The 18,446-nt window shown below is 64.7% G+C and carries 19 protein-coding genes and 1 pseudogene; 7 read left to right on the top strand and 13 right to left on the bottom strand.

What is annotated here, in order from left to right; all coding sequences use genetic code 11:
• Positions 1 to 98 precede the first annotated feature (98 nt).
• From NMB40_RS19160 to NMB40_RS19145, 4 genes and pseudogenes are all read right to left on the bottom strand, one after another.
• A complete protein-coding gene (locus tag NMB40_RS19160) occupies positions 99 to 1,577 on the bottom strand; it encodes a SulP family inorganic anion transporter (RefSeq protein WP_494359487.1) in 1,479 nt (492 codons plus the stop codon).
• A 745-nt stretch (positions 1,578 to 2,322) separates the two neighbouring features.
• Positions 2,323 to 3,648, bottom strand: coding sequence for a chloride channel protein (locus tag NMB40_RS19155; RefSeq protein WP_494359486.1), 1,326 nt, complete (start codon positions 3,646 to 3,648; stop codon positions 2,323 to 2,325).
• Between the two features lie 154 nt (positions 3,649 to 3,802).
• Positions 3,803 to 4,963, bottom strand: a pseudogene (locus tag NMB40_RS19150) (IS30 family transposase).
• 229 nt (positions 4,964 to 5,192) lie between these two features.
• Positions 5,193 to 5,465: a metal/formaldehyde-sensitive transcriptional repressor gene (locus tag NMB40_RS19145; protein ID WP_336442976.1), complete on the bottom strand. Its 273-nt coding sequence runs from the start codon at positions 5,463 to 5,465 to the stop codon at positions 5,193 to 5,195.
• Between the two features lie 49 nt (positions 5,466 to 5,514).
• Between NMB40_RS19145 and dmeF the strand changes: the two genes are divergently transcribed.
• Both dmeF and NMB40_RS19135 read left to right on the top strand, forming a co-directional pair.
• A complete protein-coding gene (gene dmeF, locus NMB40_RS19140; RefSeq protein WP_494359485.1) occupies positions 5,515 to 6,489 on the top strand; it encodes a CDF family Co(II)/Ni(II) efflux transporter DmeF in 975 nt (324 codons plus the stop codon).
• Positions 6,486 to 6,671: a DUF1289 domain-containing protein gene (locus tag NMB40_RS19135; protein ID WP_494359484.1), complete on the top strand. Its 186-nt coding sequence runs from the start codon at positions 6,486 to 6,488 to the stop codon at positions 6,669 to 6,671. Before dmeF ends, NMB40_RS19135 begins: the two co-directional genes overlap by 4 nt.
• Before the next feature lie 86 nt (positions 6,672 to 6,757).
• Here NMB40_RS19135 and NMB40_RS19130 read toward each other — a convergent pair whose 3' ends face one another.
• On the bottom strand, positions 6,758 to 7,138 hold the full coding sequence (locus tag NMB40_RS19130) for a hypothetical protein (RefSeq protein ID WP_494359483.1): 381 nt from the start codon (positions 7,136 to 7,138) through the stop codon (positions 6,758 to 6,760).
• A 233-nt stretch (positions 7,139 to 7,371) separates the two neighbouring features.
• Positions 7,372 to 7,731 carry a hypothetical protein gene (locus NMB40_RS19125; RefSeq protein ID WP_494359482.1) on the bottom strand — a complete coding sequence of 120 codons (360 nt, stop codon included), beginning with the start codon at positions 7,729 to 7,731 and terminating at the stop codon, positions 7,372 to 7,374.
• Between the two features lie 603 nt (positions 7,732 to 8,334).
• On the opposite strand from NMB40_RS19125, the gene NMB40_RS19120 reads away from it, so the two are divergent.
• Entirely contained in the window at positions 8,335 to 8,907 is a 573-nt protein-coding gene (locus NMB40_RS19120; RefSeq protein WP_494359481.1) for an OmpO family porin, read from the top strand.
• Positions 8,908 to 9,096: 189 nt separating this feature from the next.
• On the opposite strand, the gene NMB40_RS19115 is transcribed toward NMB40_RS19120, so the two are convergent.
• From NMB40_RS19115 to NMB40_RS19095, 5 genes are all read right to left on the bottom strand, one after another.
• A complete protein-coding gene (locus NMB40_RS19115) occupies positions 9,097 to 10,122 on the bottom strand; it encodes an NAD(P)H-dependent glycerol-3-phosphate dehydrogenase (RefSeq protein ID WP_282246758.1) in 1,026 nt (341 codons plus the stop codon).
• 14 nt (positions 10,123 to 10,136) lie between these two features.
• Positions 10,137 to 10,652 carry a protein-export chaperone SecB gene (gene secB / locus NMB40_RS19110; RefSeq protein ID WP_282246759.1) on the bottom strand — a complete coding sequence of 172 codons (516 nt, stop codon included), beginning with the start codon at positions 10,650 to 10,652 and terminating at the stop codon, positions 10,137 to 10,139.
• Between the two features lie 104 nt (positions 10,653 to 10,756).
• Complete coding sequence (locus NMB40_RS19105; RefSeq protein WP_282246760.1) at positions 10,757 to 11,194, bottom strand: rhodanese-like domain-containing protein; 438 nt, start codon at positions 11,192 to 11,194, stop codon at positions 10,757 to 10,759.
• A gap of 73 nt (positions 11,195 to 11,267) precedes the next feature.
• The gene (locus NMB40_RS19100) at positions 11,268 to 11,702 is read right to left on the bottom strand and encodes a hypothetical protein (RefSeq protein WP_494359480.1); all 435 of its coding nucleotides are present in this window, start codon (positions 11,700 to 11,702) and stop codon (positions 11,268 to 11,270) included.
• A 30-nt stretch (positions 11,703 to 11,732) separates the two neighbouring features.
• Positions 11,733 to 12,203, bottom strand: coding sequence for a YiiD C-terminal domain-containing protein (locus NMB40_RS19095; protein ID WP_282246762.1), 471 nt, complete (start codon positions 12,201 to 12,203; stop codon positions 11,733 to 11,735).
• 43 nt (positions 12,204 to 12,246) lie between these two features.
• On the opposite strand from NMB40_RS19095, the gene NMB40_RS19090 reads away from it, so the two are divergent.
• The 3 genes from NMB40_RS19090 (at position 12,247) to NMB40_RS19080 (ending at position 15,399) form a co-directional block, all read left to right on the top strand.
• Positions 12,247 to 13,023: a uroporphyrinogen-III synthase gene (locus tag NMB40_RS19090; protein ID WP_494359479.1), complete on the top strand. Its 777-nt coding sequence runs from the start codon at positions 12,247 to 12,249 to the stop codon at positions 13,021 to 13,023.
• Between the two features lie 108 nt (positions 13,024 to 13,131).
• On the top strand, positions 13,132 to 14,103 hold the full coding sequence (locus NMB40_RS19085; RefSeq protein ID WP_494359478.1) for a uroporphyrinogen-III C-methyltransferase: 972 nt from the start codon (positions 13,132 to 13,134) through the stop codon (positions 14,101 to 14,103).
• Positions 14,104 to 14,106: 3 nt separating this feature from the next.
• The gene (locus tag NMB40_RS19080; protein WP_494359477.1) at positions 14,107 to 15,399 is read left to right on the top strand and encodes a heme biosynthesis protein HemY; all 1,293 of its coding nucleotides are present in this window, start codon (positions 14,107 to 14,109) and stop codon (positions 15,397 to 15,399) included.
• Positions 15,400 to 15,462: 63 nt separating this feature from the next.
• Here the strand turns inward: NMB40_RS19080 and NMB40_RS19075 are convergent, their stop codons facing one another.
• Positions 15,463 to 16,758 (bottom strand): acetyl-CoA C-acetyltransferase, encoded by a 1,296-nt coding sequence (locus tag NMB40_RS19075; protein ID WP_494359476.1) that lies wholly within the window; start codon positions 16,756 to 16,758, stop codon positions 15,463 to 15,465.
• A 92-nt stretch (positions 16,759 to 16,850) separates the two neighbouring features.
• On the opposite strand from NMB40_RS19075, the gene NMB40_RS19070 reads away from it, so the two are divergent.
• Positions 16,851 to 17,738, top strand: a complete 888-nt coding sequence (locus tag NMB40_RS19070; RefSeq protein WP_494359475.1) for a hypothetical protein — start codon at positions 16,851 to 16,853, stop codon at positions 17,736 to 17,738.
• Positions 17,739 to 17,817: 79 nt separating this feature from the next.
• On the opposite strand, the gene NMB40_RS19065 is transcribed toward NMB40_RS19070, so the two are convergent.
• Positions 17,818 to 18,444, bottom strand: a complete 627-nt coding sequence (locus NMB40_RS19065; protein ID WP_282246768.1) for a superoxide dismutase family protein — start codon at positions 18,442 to 18,444, stop codon at positions 17,818 to 17,820.
• Positions 18,445 to 18,446: the final 2 nt, after the last annotated feature.

The following is an 18,446-nucleotide window of genomic DNA, read 5'->3' as shown; positions in this document are numbered from 1 at the left end:
ACCACTTATCTAGAATAATCGAATTATTGCCTTGCCATATGTCAATTCGATGACTACCGGAAAGGAAGCGGGCACCCCTCGGTGCCCGCTTCGCTCATTCAACGACCCGACGACAGCGCGGCGCCTGGCGTCCGGTGCTTTCCCAGGCGGTCGACCAAGGTCTCACTGGCATCGTTGAGACCGAACACCTCAACGGTCGCGCCGTGCTCGCGCAGCTTCATCACTACCCGGTCGAGCGCATCAACGGCGGTCAGGTCCCAGAAGTGGGCGTCCTTCAGATCGATGATGACGTCCTTGGGGACATCCAGATAGTTGAAGCTGCTCACGAACTGTCCGGCAGACGCAAAGAACACCTGCCCCTTCACAACGTAGACGCGCGAGTCGGTGTCCACCTGGGTGTCGTCGATGATCAGCATCTTGCCGACCTTGCGGGTGAAGAACACCGCCGACAGGATCACGCCTGTCAATACGCCTTTGGCGAGGTCGTGGGTAGCCACGGTCACGACGACCGTGCCAATCATCACGACCGAAGAGCTCTTGGGATGAATGGCCAACTCGCGCAGCGAGCGCCAGCTGAAGGTGCCGATGCTGACCATGATCATCACCGCTACCAGTGCGGCCATTGGAATCTGACTCACCAGGTTTGACCCATAAACAACCAGAAGGAGCAAAACCACGCCGGCCACCAGGCACGAGAGGCGGCCCCGGCCACCGGACGTGATGTTGATCACTGACTGGCCGATCATTGCACAGCCCGCCATGCCCCCGAAGAAGCCCGTTACGGTGTTAGCCAAGCCTTGGCCCGCACATTCGCGATTCTTCTGACTGGGGGTATCGGTCATGTCCTCGACGATCTGTGCGGTCATCAGCGATTCCAACAAGCCAACGACCGCCAGAGTCGCCGAAACCGGCAGCAGGATCTGGAGTGTTTCCCAGGTAAATGGCACATCCGGAATCAGGAACGACGGCAGGCTGTCAGGCAGCGCACCCATGTCGCCGACGGTGCGCACCTGAAAGCCAAAGTACATGGAGGCGGCCGTGAGAACCACCATCGCCACCAATGCCGAAGGAACGGCTTTGGTCAGCAGCGGCAGCAAGTAGATGATTGCCAGACCCACAGCACAGATCGCATACACCATCCACGGCATACCGATGAGCTCGGGAAGCTGCGCCATGAAAATGAGAATCGCCAGCGCGTTCACGAAACCGGTCACCACCGAGCGCGACACAAAGCGCATCAGTGAGCCCAACCGCAGCGCGCCGGCCAGCATCTGCAGCACCCCGGCCAGGATGGTGGCGGCAAACAAATACTGGATGCCGTGCTCGCGCACCAGCGTGACCATCACCAGCGCCATGGCGCCGGTCGCAGCCGAGATCATGCCAGGACGGCCACCGGCGATGGCGGTGATGACGGCGATGCAGAACGAGGCATACAAACCCACCTTTGGGTCGACGCCGGCGATGATGGAAAACGCAATTGCCTCGGGAATCAGGGCCAGCGCAACGACGATGCCCGACAGCAGGTCACCACGGATATTGCCGAGCCATTGCTGGCGCAGGGGATAAATTGCAGACATATCAAATGATCTCCGCGCACAGTCGTGCGCGCCAAACGAAAGAAACAGGCACCCTTCCAGACCCAAGTGTCTGGATCGCTTCTTCAATCAAGCGTCAGGGTGGAGTCATCGCCGGCCGATCCGTTAGGTATTTGACGGTCTATTGTAGACCGGCATAGCGCCTGAGGGGAAATCCGGCATCGCTGTCGCCTCGCTGCACTCGCAAAGCTACCCTCCCAAGCCAATAGGTCATTTGGAGGTCAAGAGCGACAATCGGAGCGAGTCAATAAGATGAACTGACCTCCCATTCTCCGTGACATTCCCTCAGCTCACCCGAAGTCGCTTCAGGCTATTTGTGCTCGTCATTCGTCGAACCCGCATTGGCTTGTCCTGGCTAACCTGAGCGGCACACGGGATGAAGCGGGTGAGTCGTCCTGATGAGGAACGCTTCCCTTGTGCTCCCGAGATGTTCGAAACAGTCTTCTTAACCAAGCAATGAGGTGTGGAATCGCGGCCCTTTCCGGCCCAGGGCTGGCTGAGTAATTGGTCGAGCGGTTCCTCGGTCGGGCTGCGGGAATCAATGGCTAATTGCGCAATTCAAGCCTAGGAGACGCTTTCGGCCAGAAGTAGACACTGTCGCCTCAGGTGGTGCTGCTGGCTGTATCAAGGACCGGCGGCGTATAGCCCAAATTGGCATTCAGACGCGCAGCAATCGTGTACAACCTCCCGGCAGTTCAATAGGGGAGATCCCGGCAGCGAAAAATGGTTACGTTTTGCTGCTCGACTGTTGCAGCCCCGGCGACAGCAACTGCTCCGCCAGTCCCTTGTAGATCGGTGTCCGGCACACCAGCCCGGACATCCCGCGGGCGATCAGTACCGTTGCCAGGATGGGTAGCAGCAGGTCGCCACTGTCGGTTAGTTCAAGCGAAATGACCGCCGAGGTCAATGGCGCTTGGGTGACACCGGTAAGGTATGCGCACATGCCCAGCAGCACGAACGCACGCGGGTCCACGCCGGGCATCAGCACGGCCAGGTTGTGGCCCAGACCGGCACCGACGGCCAGTGCCGGCGAGAACAGCCCGCCGGGAATGCCGGCCACATAAGAGGCCAGGTTCGCCAGCAGCTTCATCAGCCCAAACTCATGCCCAACCGTCGGCTGGCCCTGCACAAGACTGCGCGCTTGCTCATAGCCGGTGCCAAAGGCCCCATCGCCGCACAACGCCGCCAGCGCAATCACCACCAGCCCGCAGCCAGCTGCCAGCAACACCGGATGCCGCTGCCGCACGTTGCCCAGCCATCGCGGGCGCCCTGCAGCGCTCGCCAGCACCATCCGGGCAAATACCCCACCCAGCAGACCAGCCACCACCCCGCACAGCAGGATGGCCAACCACCCCTGCCCCAACGGCAGGCCTGCTGTCACATGGCCGAAGTAGGTGTAGTTCCCCAGAAGGCCGAGCGACACCACGCCGCCGACGATGACCGCCGTCAACAGCGTTCCCGAGAAGCGATGCTCGAAGCGCCCGCTGAGCTCTTCAATGGCGAACACGATCCCGGCCAGCGGCGTGTTGAAGGCCGCCGCGATACCGGCCGCACCGCCCGCCAACAGGAAGTGCGACAGCTCCCGCGGGTCCTTGAAACCGAACCAGCGGCCAAACAGGTACATCAGGCTGGCGCCCACATGCACCGTTGGCCCCTCGCGACCTACCGATGCACCTCCCAGCAGCGACAGCGAGGTCAGGAGCAGCTTGCCTGCCGAGACCGCCGGTGAAAGGTTGGTTTTCCGGAACGCTTCATCGGGCTTGTCCAGCGCCGCGATCACCTGGGGAATGCCACTGCCCCGGGTGGGACGAAGCACCCCGCTGGTCAGCCACGCAAGCAGGGCGAAAATTCCCGGCGTGAGCAGCAGCGCCCACCAGGGCGAGTGCTCGATGGCGCGTCGAAACAGCGCAAATGCCGCATCGCTGGCCTTGGCGAAAAGGATCGCGACGAGCGCAACTACCACCGCGCCCGTCCAGAGGGCGGCACGGCGCCGCCATGCCTCGCTCCGCAACTGGCCGGCTAGGTGCGTCTGGATTCGGCGGATATAGGTCATGATCTTAGTATGGCCACCGTCGCCGGGGACGGAAAGCCGGTTGCTTGGCGGGTGACCTTGCCTGATGTGGCCGGCAAGGACCGGACGTCTTCCCCTTCGCCCGATAAACTTCGCTCGGCCTTGCCCCTCCCAAGGTCCGCTTTCGGCATTGGATTCAACCGATCAACGCAACGGTTCGTCGGTAACGCTCGACTGGTGTTTCGTAGTCTAGCGTCTTGCGGGGCCGCTCGTTCAGTTGGCGGGCGACTGCATCAAGCCGAGCTTGAGAGACATTGGCAAGGCTGACGCCTTTAGGGAAGTACTGTCGCAGTAGTCCGTTGGTGTTCTCATTGGTGCCGCGCTGCCAGGGATGGTGAGGGTCGCAGAAGTAGACTTGGATGTCGGTGGCCAGCGTAAAGCGGCGATGCGCCGCCATCTCTTTGCCGCGATCCCAAGTCAGGGATTGGTACAACTCCCGAGGGAGGCGGCGGGCACTTTTGATCAGCGCATTCACCACGGTCTCAGAGTCCTTTCCGTCGACTTTGACCAGCATGACGTAACGGGTTTTGCGCTCCACCAGCGTCGCAATCTGGCTATCGCGGTCACCAAATAGCAGGTCGCCCTCCCAGTGGCCAGGTACTGCCCGGTCCTCAACCGAAGGCGGACGCTCACTGATGGAGATCGCGTCCTTGATCCTGCCGTGGTCAGCTGTTTTCTGTGTGTGATGCCGTGAGCGGCGCATGGCACGAGTTCGCCGTAGGTGCGCCAAAAGCTACTGCTTCAGGGCTCCTCGGGACTGAATGTAGAGCGTTCGGTAGATTGTCTCGTGAGACACCTGGCGGCTCGCATCTTCAGGATTGGTGCGTTTCAACCAAACGGCCACCTGCTGTGGTGACCATTGCTGCTTCAGCTTGGCTGCCACTCTCATTGCAAGCGTTCGATGCAAGCCAAGCTTACAGAGCTTGGGGCGCCGCGCACGCTGCCACGCACGCTGATCGGCCAAATTTGCTCGATAGCCACTACGCCCATCATTGCGATGCAGCTCACGACTTATGGTCGACGGGGCCCGGCCGAGCGAACTCGCAATTGCACGCATGGACTTCCCGACAGCCACACCCCGGGAAATTTCTTCACGCTCAGCCAAACTTAATACGCGCTCTGCTCGGCGGCGCGGGGCTGGCTGGATGCCTCCGGACTCGGACAGGACCGCGCGAACCGAGCTATGGTGACGGTCAAACAGAGCTGCAATCTGGTGCAGCGATTCGCCTCGTCGCCATCGCTCCCACATCAGAGCCTTCTGGGCGTCGCTGTAGTAGATCCTAGGCCTGCGCTCCATCTGCAACACTCCTGCTGCCGGTAAGCAGTCTTCAGTGTGTTGCGTCGACCGGTTGAATCCAAGGCCAAAAGCAGACATCACTGGCATACAAGCCGAGTCCGAAACGGCTACGCATCATCAAAGGCACCAGTCCGATAGCTCGACCGCGACCAGTAGCGCTCTCGTGGGCTACGGCAAAGTCAGGGACGGATGAACCTGGGCCAGTTTGGAGCCGGATAGGATTGGTTGCCTACTTGAAGTAGGTCTTCATCAGCTGGGTCACCGCCTCGATCTCGGCGGTACGCGCAGCTTGATCCGGTTCATCGGCGATGTGCGCACGAAGGTGGTCGTTCAGCACCTCAAGCATCAATCCGTGCATGGCTCCCCGGGCGGCGGCGATCTGGGTCAGCACGTCTACGCACTCAACACCGTTCACCAGACTCTGCTCCAGCGCAGCGACCTGCCCACCGATGCGGCGGACTCGGGTAAGAAGCTTTTTTGGATTGGCTTGGATGTGCGACATGAGGAACTAGTATACCCTGCCGGGGTACTCTCACATACCCCCCTCCCCTATGAATGAAGTGACCAGCGTAGCCCACTCCGCCCGGGCCCACACCCATCAGTTCGGAACCGGGGACCCGCTTGCGGAACTGAACACCCGCCGCGCTTTCTGGCTCACGGCCGTCATGATGGTCGTAGAGATCATCGGGGGCTGGTGGTACAACTCAATGGCCGTGCTGGCCGATGGCTGGCACATGAGCTCACATGCGTTGGCTTTGGGCCTCTCGGCGTTTGCCTATGCATTCGCACGCAAGCATGCGAGCAACCCGCGCTTTGCCTTTGGCACGTGGAAGGTAGAGGTGCTCGGCGGCTACACCAGCGCGATACTGCTGCTGGGCGTGGCTGCAATCATGGCGTTCGAATCAGTCAACCGCCTTCTGGCGCCAACCGATATCCACTACAACCAGGCCATCATTATCGCCTTCGTCGGTCTGTGCGTGAACCTGATCTGCGCCTGGCTGCTGCGGGAAAACCACGATCATGGACATGATCACGGGCACGGGCACGGGCACGGTCATGTTGAACACCGCGGCCACGGTCATGACCATGGCGGCCATGCGCATGACCTGAACCTTCGTTCTGCCTACATCCATGTCATGGCCGACGCAGCCACCTCTGTGCTGGCCATCGTCGCGCTATTTGGCGGCAAGCTCTGGGGTGCTTCGTGGTTGGATCCGGTCATGGGTATTGCCGGCGCGGTGCTTGTCACCGTGTGGGCGATCGGCCTGCTGCGAGACTCTGGCAAGGTGCTGCTGGACGCGGAAATGGACGCAGGCGTTGTCGATGAGGTACGGGAGGTCATTGCCGATTCGCAGATCCCCGGACAGATCGAGGACATTCACGTCTGGCGTGTGGGCCGCAATCACTACGCCTGCATTCTCGCGCTGGTGACGAAGTCACCGGTCTCTGCCGACTATTTCAGAAATGCGCTCAGCATTCATGAAGAGCTGGTCCATGTCACGATCGAAGTCAGGTTGGAAGCATGATCACCCCATGCGCCAAGCGTTGCTCCTTCACTGCACGTGCTCCCTGCGAAGGATGCGGCCGCTCACTCGAGGAGATTCGCTCCTGGAAGAGTTTGACGCCCTCTCGCCGCACGGCGATAGAGCGCGAGCTTCCAGCGCGTATGCGCATGCTTGGCGCAGTGGCAGCCCCGGTAACCAATTAGATGATGACTGTGTCGGTTCGCCGGAAGGTCGCAATCTTCAGTGCGGTTCAATGTCCGCTTTCGGCCAGAAGCGGACGTTCGAACAGTCAAGCATCCGGGACGTCGAGTCGCATGCACTCGAATTCCACAAAGCCTTTGCACGGCAGATCGCCAAGTTCAAGCACAAACCCTAGAACCTCGACTAGCCCGGCCGCGTGATCCGCGACTTGGCCACATCCTCGATAGGCGAAGCCCTCAATCCGGTCAAGACGCTCGATTGAGCGCTCGGACTTCAGGCTTTCCGGCCAATCCGAAAGGTGTGCGGCTGCCACATGTTCAGTCATGCCGTGCAAGAGGTTCGGCACGACTTGCCCGACCGAAAGGTCGCACGGATGGCTGAAGACGACGATCTCGCCCTTGCCACTGTCCAATGTGACCTCAGCCGAATCCCCATAACGTTGGATCGCCTTTACGACGAGAGTATCCATAAGTCCACAAGTTCCCATTGCTAGTGTCCGCTTTGGGTCGGAAGCGGGCTTTAACAATCCTAGTCGCGTCGTCTGGCGCCAACGCGTGCGCCTTCGGCCAAAAGCATACCCCTAGGCCCTCCATCTCTGGGCGCACATCATGCTTCACGCTGATGCAAACCCCAGGATTTGCGGTGAGGGTGCATAGGAGAAGCTAGCCGTCAGCCGCGTTCGGGCACTCTGACTGAGCCGACTTAGTAGAAGTCGGCCATACCCCGCGTATAGGCTTGGTAAGCACCTTCGATCTCTTCTTCGCTTGGCGGGAGATAGTCAGGATCCTTCCCATTTCTTAAGGCATCGCAGACGCGATACCACCCTCTGAAATCACGTGCGTCGATTGAAAGGCCTGACTGAGCAGCGATGGATTCGAGTGGCTTCGGCGGTGCATGCTTGATCTGCTCCACGAGGGCGGCAGCTCTGTTAGCAGCACGAAGTGCCGACTCTGCGCCCCCGTCCACATTCGTAGCGAATGCTGCAGCCCAGACGCGGGGCGTTGCCTCCGAAATAAGCCAGCGTCGGATTGCAGGATCGAGCAAATCGTCTTCAGCGTTCACAGGCGCTCCGAACAGTGACTCCGAGAACTGCGTGTTACAGGCCCACCGTCCAGACGGGGATCAACCTGTTCCTGGTACGTTTAGTGTACGCGTCGCGAGCTTGCATTGGCCCACGCCTCTGCTTAGAGCGCGGCTGCGATGACGCATGGCACCGCTCGGTGCGGTCTAGGGATTGATCCAATAGTTTGTACAGGCCTTTGGTCCAATAGTTCGTGCAACCTGCACGAACTATTGCACCTTGGCTAGCAAATCGGTCGCCGCGGGGGGCAGTCTGCGGGGCCTGGGTGACTCACTCAGGTTGAGTAGCTTCCTCGAATTACTGGGACATGGCTGTCCGGCAGACGTAAACCATAGTTGTAGCAAGGAGCTAACGACTCGCTACAACTATGGTTTGCGATGGCGTCACAACTTTGCTCTTCCGTCTATCGTCGTACGTTGGAGTTCCCTGAACACGCGCTTCATTCATGTACCGGTCAGTTCAATATTCAGGGTTGATTAGAGCGACTAACGGATAATTCACACCTGTCGACCGTCCTTCTCTCTCCCCTCCCCCAAGAGGGGACGGTCGGCGAAACCAAATAATAAAAAGGTGTGTTCCCGATGATGAAGACCTCCCTGCTTGCCTTGGGCCTGATTGCTGCCCTGCCGTTCGCCGCTTCTGCTGCTGATGGCCTGTCGTACAACTACGCGGAAGGCGGCTATGTGAACACCGATGCCCAGGGCGGCTATGCCGACGGCTGGGCTGTGAAGGGCTCGGTTGCCGTGGCGCCGAACTTCCACATCTTTGGCGATTACACCTCGCAGGATCTCAACCGCGGCAACGCTGATGTTGACCAGTGGCGCGCAGGCGTCGGCTACAACTACACCATCGCCCCGACCACCGATCTGGTGGCGCGCGTCGCGTACCAGAAGTTCGATCCGAAGCACGGCCTGGACTTCAACGGCTACTCCACCGAAGTGGGCGTGCGCACCGCGTTCACCCCGATGATCGAAGGTTACGCGCTGGCCGGCTACGAAGATTTCAGCAAGAAGCACGGCATCAACCCGGACGGCGAGTTCTACGGCCGCGTGGGCGCGCAGGCCAAGTTCACCCAGAACTGGGGCGTGAGCGGCGAAGTGAAGCTGGCCAAGGGTGGCGACCGCGAATGGTTCGTCGGCCCGCGCTTCACCTGGTAAGGCGATAGCTGCACGGTACGTTGTTGGATGGCGTGATCTCTCTCCCTCACGCCATGAAGCCCGGCTTAGTAGGCCGGGCTTCACTTATCTGGCCCCACCTCGTCGGGGTGCCACGCAGGAACCCAGCGCACGCTGGGTTCTTGCGTTTCAGGGCAAAAAAAACCCCGGCAGTGCCGGGGTTTTTCCTGATCATTTGAACAGCGTGTCCGGATATTCCGGTTTCTGTTCCCGGGCCAGCAGCGCGCGCAGGCCCTCTTCCGGGGTCTGTTCGCCGTGCAGCACGGCACGGACCCGATCGGAGATCGGCAGGTCGATGCCGTGGCGGCGTGCCTGGCGCATGACTTCGTCGGCGGTCTGCACCGATTCCACCACCTGGCCGATTTCGCGCACGGCGTCCTGCAGGCTCTGGCCACGTCCCAGCGCCAACCCGAGGCGGCGGTTACGCGAGAGATCGCCGGTGCAGGTCAGCACCAGGTCACCCAGGCCAGCCAGGCCCATGAGGGTTTCCGGCTTGGCGCCGATCGCAGCGGCCAGGCGCAGCATCTCGTTGAGGCCGCGGGTGATCAGGCCGGCACGGGCGTTGAGGCCCAGCTGCATGCCATCGGCCACACCCGTGGCGACGGCCAGCACGTTCTTCATGGCGCCGCCGAGTTCGGCACCCACCATGTCATCGCCGGTATAGGCGCGGAACGCCGGGCCATGCATGGCTTCGGCCACCTGCTGGGCGAACCCGGCATCGTCGCCGTGCACGGTAATCGCGGTGGGCAGGCCCAGCGTGACTTCCTTGGCGAACGACGGGCCGGTCACCACCGCCAGCGGCACATCCGGTCCGAGGACCTCGCGCGCCACTTCGTGCAGGAAACGCCCCGAACCGGGTTCGAAACCCTTGGTTGCCCAGGCCACGCCGGCACCCGCCGGGCGCAGCGGCGCCAGCGCGCGCACGGTTTCACCGAACGCGTGCGAGGGCACCACCACCAGGATCCATGTGGCGTCCTTGACGGCCGCAGCCAGGTCCGTGGTGGCGCGCAGCGACTCCGGCAACGGAATACCCGGCAGGTAGCGGGTGTTCTCGTGGCGCTGGTCGATGGCGTCCACCATCGCCGCATCGCGGCCCCACAGCACGGTCTGGCAACCGTGCCGTGCAAGCAGGCTGGCCAGGGCGGTGCCCCAGGAGCCGGCGCCGAGAACGGCGATCTTGTCTGCGTTGTTGCTCATTGCTGCAGCGCCGATCAGGCGTTGCCGGCCGGCTCGGAATCGGCGAGCGAGGTTTCGCCCTGTTCCTGGCGCTGGCGCAGGGTTTCGGCGTACAGGCCTTCGAAGTTGATCGGCTGCAGGAAGAACGGCGGGAAGCCGCCGGCCTGGATCAGGTCGCTCACCAGCGAACGCACGTACGGGAACAGGATGTTCGGGCACTGGGTGCCCAGCAGCACGTCGATCGACTGCGGGTCCAGGCCGACCAGGCCGAACACGCCGGCCTGCTGCACTTCGGCCACGTAGGCTGTCTTGTCGCCGGCCTTGCAGGTCAGAGTCACGGCCAGCACCACTTCGAAGGCGCTCTCACCCAGGCGCTGCACGCGCTGGTTCAGGTTGAGCTGCAGCTCCGGCTGCACGGCTTCGTTGAACACGGCCGGGGCGTTGGGCGATTCGAAGGAAACGTCCTTGACGTAGATCTTCTCGACGGTGAACGCGGGGCCGGTGGCGGCGTCGGCCGGCGCGATGGCGCCGTTGGTGTTCTCTTCGGACATTTCCTGTTGCTCCAGAATGAATGCAGTAAAAACGGATTGTTACATGCCCTGCGATGGGGGCGCGTGGCGGCGCGCACAAGGCGTGCCGCGCAATCCGGGCAAAATCAGTTGCGGCCCTTGACCAGCGGCAACTCGGCCTGCTGCCAGGCCGGCAGGCCGCCGTCGAGCACGTGCACCTGCTCGAAGCCGGCCTTCTTCAACGCCTTGGCGGCGGTTTCAGAGGCGGTGCCGGTACGGCACACCAGCACCACCGGGCTCTGCTTGGCGTTGGCCACCAGCTTGTGCTCCGGCCCGAACTGGGCGGGCTGCACGTTGCGGCTGCCGGCAATATGGCCCTTCTCGAAATCGGTGCCCGCCGACAGGTCGACCACGACCGCGCCGCCAGCATTGATCAGCTGCGTCAGCTCGGCCGGCTTGATCGACTTGTAGCCGCGCAGCAGGCGGCGTACCTCGGTGACGAGGATGGCGACGGTCAGGCCCACGAAGGCCATCGACAACATCGGGTTTCGGCCGGCAAAGGCCAGCAACTCTTCGTAATTCACTTAGATCACGGGTCGATTAGCGGGCGCCGATTGTCGCACATGCGGGCGAACCGGCGTCCAGCCCTGGGCCAGCTCAGGATTCCTGCCACAGGTCCGGCAGCCCACTGGCCTGCAGCCAGCGCTTGCCCTCGGCATCCCAGCGCCAGATTTCCTTGACCCGCACGGTGCGCTCGGACTGGGTGTTGAGGTTGATCACCCGGACCTCGGCATTGCGGCCGACCCGGCCGTCGGGCAGCGGCACGTTGTCGCCGGCGCGGTAGCTGGAGATCTTCACCTGTTCGAACCGGCGAACCTCCAGGTCGGTCAGCGGGTGTTCCTTGGCGTAGGCCGGATCCAGGTAGGGCAGCATGTCGTCCACGGTGCCCCAGCGCATGGTCGAGTCGTACTTGACCTGGGTTTCTTCCAGCTGCTTGCGCTGCTTCTTGGTGGTCTTCTGTTCGCCGGCGAACGCCGACACGGAGGTCAGGGCCAGCAAGGCCAGCAGCAGGATCTGAATAAGGCGACGCATGCGAATTCCCCAATCGGCAAGGCGCCCATCCTACCGCCTTGCGAAGGCAACGAAACGTCCGGTCAGTTCAGCTGCCGGCTTGCCGGCCTCGCCGGGCTGGCGGGCCACCACCTCGATGCGGGCCTTGCCGCGCTGGGCGAAGGTGGCCAGGAAGGTGTCCCAGTCGGCATCGTCGGCCGCGTGCGCCTGGGCCAGCAGGTCCTCATAGACCGGGGCCAGGTAGCGCACGTGGCTGTCGGCCACGTAGACATCGGCATCGAAGCCCGCCAGGCGCAGGCGCAGGGTGACCAGCGCCCAGCCGGACAGGGTCAGCGCCGAGGACAGGCTGCCGCCGAAGGCATTGCCCTTGTCATTGACGTTGGCGGCCAGTGGCGCGCGCAGGCCCAGCACGCCATCGGCATAGGCATCCACGCGGATCTGCATGGCCGCGACCGGCGGCATGCGCTCCAGCACCTGCTGCAGCGCGGCCAGGTGCGCGGCGAGGGAATCATGTTCAGACATCAGTACGGCGACGTTGCAACGAAGGCCTCGCATAATGCCCGCAATGAACAGCCACGCACATGTGCCGGATTGGACCCTGCTGTCGCTGCGCCCGCGCGGCCAGCACGCAGCGCTGCGGCGCGCGGCCGAGCCGCTGGGCGCGCAGGTGATCGGCGTGTCGCCCTGGGCCCTGGTGGCGCGCCACGACGCGGCCACCCGCGCGGCCCTGGCCTATGCGCTGGGCGCCGACCGCGTGGTATTCAGCAGCCCGGCCGCCGTGCATGCCGCCGCGCGACTGCAGCCGCTGGATGCCCCGCATGCCGGCACCTGGCTGGCGGTGGGCGCCGGTACCGCCGCTGCGCTGCGCGGGCATGGCGCCGCCGACGTGCTGGCGCCCACGCGGATGGACAGCGAGGGCCTGCTCGACCTGCCGGCGCTCGCCCAGCTGCTGGGGCTGCGCGCGGCGCTGGTCACCGCCCCCGGCGGGCGGGGCATCATCGCCACCACGCTGCAGGAACGCGGCGCCACGCTGGAGCGGGTGGATGTCTATCAGCGCAGAACGCTGCGGCTGCCGCCCCGGCAACTGCAGCGGCTGCGCCACCAGCCCGGGCCGTGGGTGCTGGCGCTGAGCAGTGCCGAGGCGCTGGCGCTGCTGGGCGAACAGCTGCCTGCAGACCTGCTGGCGCGGCTGCGCCAGGCACACGTGGTGGCCGCCAGCGAGCGGCTGGTGGCGCTGGCAACGGACGCCGGATTCGCGCGGGTCAGCCTTGCCGCCGGCCCGCTGCCGGGACAGCTGGCGCAGGCCGCACACGCGGCAATCACCACTGCGGCATCTTCCTGAACAGGGGTCGCTTGCGGCCTTGCAGGGCCTGCGGGCGGCGAGCGATGCTGTGCACCTCATCGATCGCCAGCTCGTGAATGCACCGGCGCGATCGACAAGGATGCCTGCATGAACGACATGGTTCCGCCCCCGCCCCACCGACCGCTGCGCTGGATCCTGCCGCTTGCCGCGCTTGCGGTGGTGGCCGGTGGCGCGGCCTGGGGCTGGACCCAGTGGCAGGCGCAGCAGGCGCGTGTCGCGCAGCGCGAGGCCGATGCCGCGGTGCTGGTGCAGGGCCTGGCCGGCAGCGTGGAAGCGCTGCGCCGCGACCAGCGCTCCACCTCGCAGCGGGTGCAGGATGCGGCCGCCACCAACCGGGTGCTGCGCGATGAAATGCTGGGCCTGAGCCAGCGCAACGCACTGCTGGAAGAGAACCTGGCGCGACTGGCCGATAGCACCCGCCACAACGCCCAGGCGCTGCAGCTGGAAGAGGCCGAACTGCTGCTCAGCCAGGCCGGCCAGCGGCTGGCGTTCGCCGATGACGTGGAGGGCGCCAAGCGCCTGTACGCGCTGGCGGCCATTGCGCTGGAAGAGATCCAGGGCACCGAATTCCTCAACCTGCGCCAGGCGCTGATGCAGGAACGCAATGCGGTCGATGCACTCGGCCCGGGCGTGCGCGCCGGCATCAACCAGCGCCTTGGCAACTTCTCGCAGTCGCTGCTGGCGCTGCCCGAACAGATCGCCCCGGCAGCAGCCACCGCCGCGCCACCGTGGTGGCACCAGATGCTGGCCCCGTTCGTGACCATCACCCCCACTGCCGTGCAGGGCCCGCTCACCCGCGCCGAGCGCACCGCCGCGTGGGATTCGCTGCAGCTGGAACTGACCCTGGCCCGTGCGGCGGTTGAACGCGGCGACCAGGCCGGTTTCGAACAGGCACTGGACCGGGTGGCGCTGTGGATGCCGCGCCTGTGGCCGGATTCACCCGGCCTGCGCGAGCGTCGTGGTGAACTGCAGCAGTTGCGCACCCAAGTGCTACGCCCGCCGCTGCCCGAACTGGGCAGCACCCTGCAGCAACTGCGCGCCATGCGCGATGGGAGTTGATACATGAAGCCGATTCAATCCGTGGTGGTGCTGTTGCTGGCCGTGGTGCTGGGCGTGGTGGCCGCGCAATGGCTGGGCACCGAATCGCTGCGCCAGTACGGCGAGGTGATCTACCGCGCCGGCGGCAACGATTACCGCTCCACCGTGCCGCAGGTTGCACTGATGGTGCTGGTGGGCCTGTTGGTGCTGTGGCTGCTGTGGAGCCTGGTGGCGTCGCCGTTCCGCGCCTGGGGCCGCTACCGCCGCAAGCAGGGCCGCGCCCGCCTGATCGAAGGCCTGCAGGCGCACGAGTACGGCCACTGGCAGCGCGCTGAAAAGCTGCTGGGCACCGCCGCCGAAGACGAGGAAGTGAGCGCGGTGGCCTACGTGACCGCCATCCGCAGCGCCGAAGCGCGCGGAGACCAGGCCGCGGTGGACCAGTACCTGCAGCGCCTGTCCACCTCCGATGCCACAGCCTACGCGCTGATGCAGGCCGAACGCCTGCTGCAGCAGGAGCGCCCGGTGGATGCGATCAACGCGCTGGATGCCCCGGGCATCCAGCCGCTGCCGCCGCGCGGCCTGTGGCTGCGCACCGAAGCACTGGCACGTGCCGACCGCGCGCACGAGGCCTACGGCCAGCTGGGCGCGCTGCGCAAGCAGAAGGTGCTGCCCGACGAGGCCGTGGCCGAACTGGAAGTACGCCTGGCCGCGCAGTCGCTGCTGGAAGCGGGCGATGTGAATGCGCTGGCCGCGCAGTGGGAAGCCACCCCGAAGGCCCTGCGCAGCGACCCCGATGTGGTGTCGGCCTACGCGCTGCGCGCCGTGGCGCTGGATTGGGATGAACCGGCCCTGGTCAACCTGGAACAGGCGCTGGATACCCGCTGGGACGAATCGCTGGTGACGCTGTACGGCCAGATGCCGGTGGAAAAGCTGGCCACCCGCCAGGCCAACCTGCAGCGCTGGCTGGGCCAGCAGCCGTCCAGCCCGGCCCTGCTGCTGGCGCTGGGCCGCATCGCCGCGCGCCAGGGCGAGCACGTACAGGCCGAGGATTACCTGCACCGCGCCATCGCCGCCGGTGCCGGCCCGACCGCTTGGGAAGCGCTGGGCGAGGTATTCACCGCACGCGGCGAGCCCGCGCTTGCCGCCCAGTGCTACACCAACGCCCTGCGCCAGCAGCGCGGCGAAGACAGCGTGGTGCTCGCCCGCCCCGTCGCCCCCTTGGCTGCCGTAGTCCCCGAACGCGCCACCGTCGAGGAACAGTCGCTGATGAGTGAACCCCTGCCAGCGCGCGATGAATTCGGCAACCCGCTTCGCTGACGCCGTTCGTAACAAAAAGGCCGCCCAACCGGGCGGCCTTTTTTATTGCGCGATGCGAACGGCTCAGCGTTCGACGATCGCCACAACGCCCATGCCGCCGGCGGTGCAGATCGACACCAGCGCGCGGCCACCGCCGCGTTCGGCCAGCTGCTTGGCCGCCGTGGCGATCACGCGTGCACCGGTCGCCGCGAACGGGTGGCCGGTGGCCAGCGACGAGCCCAGCGGGTTGATCTTGGCCGGGTCGATCCTGCCCAGCGGCGCATCCAGGCCCAGGCGGTTGCGGCAGTAATCTTCGCTTTCCCACGCGCGCAGCGTGCACAGCACCTGGGCGGCGAAGGCTTCATGGATTTCGTAGATGTCGAAATCCTGCAGGGTCAGGCCATTGCGCTTGAGCATTTCCGGCACCGCGATGGTCGGCGCCATCAGCAGGCCTTCGCCGTGCACGAAATCCACGGCGGCCACCTGCGAATCGCGCAGGTAGGCCAACGGCTCGTGGCCGTGCGCGCGCGCCCATTCCTCGCTGGCCAGCAGCACCGCCGAGGCGCCATCGGTGAGCGGGGTGGAGTTGGCGGCGGTCAGCGTGCCACGGCCGGACACCTTGTCGAAGGCCGGCTTGAGCGTGGCCAGCTTTTCCAGCGAGGTATCCGCGCGCAGGATGTTGTCGCGCTCCACGCCGCGGAACGGGGCGATCAGGTCGTTGAAGAAACCGCGCTCGTAGGCGGCGGCCAACTTCTTGTGCGAGGACACCGCCCACTCGTCCTGCGAGTCGCGGGAGATGTTCCACTCCTTGGCCATGTCTTCGCAGTGGTCGCCCATGCTCTTGCCGGTGCGCGGTTCGGCCACGCCCGGGAACTCCGGCTTCAGTTCGCCCAGCTTGAAGCCGCGCACGATCGCCTTGATCTTGTCGCCGGTGCTCTTGGCCCGGTTGGCGGCCAGCAGGCGCGCGCGCAGCTTCTTGCCGTACACGATCGGCACGTCGGAGGTGGTGTCCGAACCGCCGCCGATGCCCGATTCGATCTGGCCCAGCGCGATCTTGTTGGCCACCGCGATGATGGTGTCCAGCGAGGTGCCGCAGGCGCGCTGCATGGTGATGCCCGGGGTGAGCGGGGACAGGCCCGAAGACAGCGTGGCTTCGCGGCCCAGGTTCCAGTCGCTGGAATGCTTGATCACCGCACCCATCGCCACTTCGCCCAGCTGCTGCCCGTGCAGGCCGAACCGTTCCACCAGCGCGCCAAGCGTACGTACCGACATGCCCAGGTTGCCAACGTCCGAATAGGCGGTGTTCTGGCGGCAGAACGGAATGCGGACGCCACCGAGAATGGCGACGGGACGAGCGTTGGGCATGGAGATACCTGGCATGGGAGGGGTGTCTGCAACATGGCCTGCACGAAGGAGCAGGCATAATGGGGCCAAGTGTAGCTGCCGCCCTGTGATGGGCCAACTGTGAACCCATGAGCAAACCCGACCCCGGCATGAATGCCCTTGGCGTACTGGCATTGGAACTGGCCGGAGGAGACGCCCCCCGCCACGCGGCCCTGACATCCGCGCAGGCGGGCGAACTGGCCGACCGCGTTGGCCGCGACCTGGCCAAGCTGGTGCCCGGCGTGAGCGGACTCGATTTCGTGTTCGCCGGCGCCCATTTCGACCCCGCCGAAGTCCTGCGCCCCGGCTGGCCGATCCACCGCCGCCTGGAAGAACTGCAGATGCGCGCGCCCGGCCGCAACGAAGGCCCGCGCCTGCTGGCATTCGGCGCCGGTGCCGACGGCGAAGTGCCGCTGCCGTTCCAGGCCGATGCCAGCCTCACCGGCGGCGGCCTGCGCGTGGTGCCGTTCCTGCTGACCGGCACCGACGTGGCGCAGACCGCTGAAGTGGCCGAAGCGCTGGAAGAGGTGCTGCTGGCCCAGGGCATGGCCCAGGCCGATACCGCCCTGCAGGCGCAGAACGCCTTTGGTGCGCAGATCGAGCACGCCCGGTATTTCACGGTGAACGATCTGGCCGCGATGATGTCGATGCAGTACGACAACCAGGGCCTGGCCGCGTTGTGGCCGCTGATTGAAACGGCGCTGATGGCGCCGCATTCCGAGCAGTGGCTGGATGCCGCGCCGGAACCGCTGCTTCGATACGCTGACGGCGAAGTGCGTATGGCACTGTTCGATCCGGCCGGCTGGTGCAACTACTACAACCACGACACCGGCAACTGCGACCGCCTGCAGGGCATCTACGAGCAGTACCTGATGCGCCAGCGGCAGATGGCCGCCGTGCTGGAAGCGCACGGGCTGCCGGTGCTGTTCGTGCATTGCGAAGCCGGGCAGGATGCGCGGGAAGTGTTGACCCGCTAAGAAAAACGCCGGCGATGCCGGCGTTTTTCGTTCTGCAGACCTGCCGTGTAGAGCCACGCCCTGCGTGGCTGAACGACGATCAGGGTGCGGCTTTGATCACCGCACACGCCAGGCGTGCACCGGCATTGCCGGTCGGCTGGGTCTTGTAGTCATCCGGGTCGGCATGCACGATCAGGCCGCGGCCGATGATGTCGAAATCATTGCCTTCGCCGATGTTGACGTTGGTCGACACGTCGGCATCCACCACGGCGTTGCCTTCCGCATCGGCCTTGATGTTCGGAATGTCGCCACCGTGGTGCGGGGTGGTGGCCACGTTGCCGTGGTCTTCCTTGGCCGGGTTGAAGTGGCCGCCGGCGCTGTCGCCGTTCGGCGCGCTGCAGTCGCCCTTCTCATGGATGTGGAAGCCGTGTTCGCTGTTCGGCTTCAGCCCGCTGACCTGGCCCTTCACGTGGACCTTGCCGTCGACGACGCTGAAGGTCACGTTGCCCTTGACGTCATTGCCCTGGGTCGGCGCAAGGTCGGCCACGGCGGTGTGGTTGGCGTGGGCTTCGCTGGTCATGGCCGGCGGCGCTTCGGTGGTGCGCGCGGTTTCGGCGATCGGCGGGGTGGCGGTGGCGGCATCGGCCGGCGCATCGGCCGGCTTGTTGCAGGCGGTCAGGCCGATGGCGGCGATGGCGGCAAACAGCGAGGTATGGATCAGACGCATGT

Source organism: Stenotrophomonas sp. FBCC-B152 (genome assembly GCF_059134105.1).
This window is presented reverse-complemented; position numbering and strand designations above follow the sequence as displayed.

Bases quoted from the DNA above. Each gene is read 5' to 3' on its own strand.
- NMB40_RS19155 (WP_494359486.1), bottom strand. From the start codon at position 3,648: ATGACCTATATCCGCCGAATCCAGACGCACCTAGCCGGCCAGTTGCGG.
- NMB40_RS19090 (WP_494359479.1), top strand. From the start codon at position 12,247: ATGAACAGCCACGCACATGTGCCGGATTGGACCCTGCTGTCGCTGCGC.
- NMB40_RS19075 (WP_494359476.1), bottom strand. From the start codon at position 16,758: ATGCCAGGTATCTCCATGCCCAACGCTCGTCCCGTCGCCATTCTCGGT.
- NMB40_RS19095 (WP_282246762.1), bottom strand. From the start codon at position 12,203: ATGTCTGAACATGATTCCCTCGCCGCGCACCTGGCCGCGCTGCAGCAG.
- NMB40_RS19080 (WP_494359477.1), top strand. From the start codon at position 14,107: ATGAAGCCGATTCAATCCGTGGTGGTGCTGTTGCTGGCCGTGGTGCTG.
- NMB40_RS19085 (WP_494359478.1), top strand. From the start codon at position 13,132: ATGAACGACATGGTTCCGCCCCCGCCCCACCGACCGCTGCGCTGGATC.
- dmeF (WP_494359485.1), top strand. From the start codon at position 5,515: ATGAATGAAGTGACCAGCGTAGCCCACTCCGCCCGGGCCCACACCCAT.
- NMB40_RS19145 (WP_336442976.1), bottom strand. From the start codon at position 5,465: ATGTCGCACATCCAAGCCAATCCAAAAAAGCTTCTTACCCGAGTCCGC.
- NMB40_RS19115 (WP_282246758.1), bottom strand. From the start codon at position 10,122: ATGAGCAACAACGCAGACAAGATCGCCGTTCTCGGCGCCGGCTCCTGG.
- NMB40_RS19160 (WP_494359487.1), bottom strand. From the start codon at position 1,577: ATGTCTGCAATTTATCCCCTGCGCCAGCAATGGCTCGGCAATATCCGT.
- NMB40_RS19135 (WP_494359484.1), top strand. From the start codon at position 6,486: ATGATCACCCCATGCGCCAAGCGTTGCTCCTTCACTGCACGTGCTCCC.
- NMB40_RS19065 (WP_282246768.1), bottom strand. From the start codon at position 18,444: ATGCGTCTGATCCATACCTCGCTGTTTGCCGCCATCGCCGCCATCGGC.
- secB (WP_282246759.1), bottom strand. From the start codon at position 10,652: ATGTCCGAAGAGAACACCAACGGCGCCATCGCGCCGGCCGACGCCGCC.
- NMB40_RS19070 (WP_494359475.1), top strand. From the start codon at position 16,851: ATGAGCAAACCCGACCCCGGCATGAATGCCCTTGGCGTACTGGCATTG.
- NMB40_RS19120 (WP_494359481.1), top strand. From the start codon at position 8,335: ATGAAGACCTCCCTGCTTGCCTTGGGCCTGATTGCTGCCCTGCCGTTC.
- NMB40_RS19130 (WP_494359483.1), bottom strand. From the start codon at position 7,138: ATGGATACTCTCGTCGTAAAGGCGATCCAACGTTATGGGGATTCGGCT.
- NMB40_RS19100 (WP_494359480.1), bottom strand. From the start codon at position 11,702: ATGCGTCGCCTTATTCAGATCCTGCTGCTGGCCTTGCTGGCCCTGACC.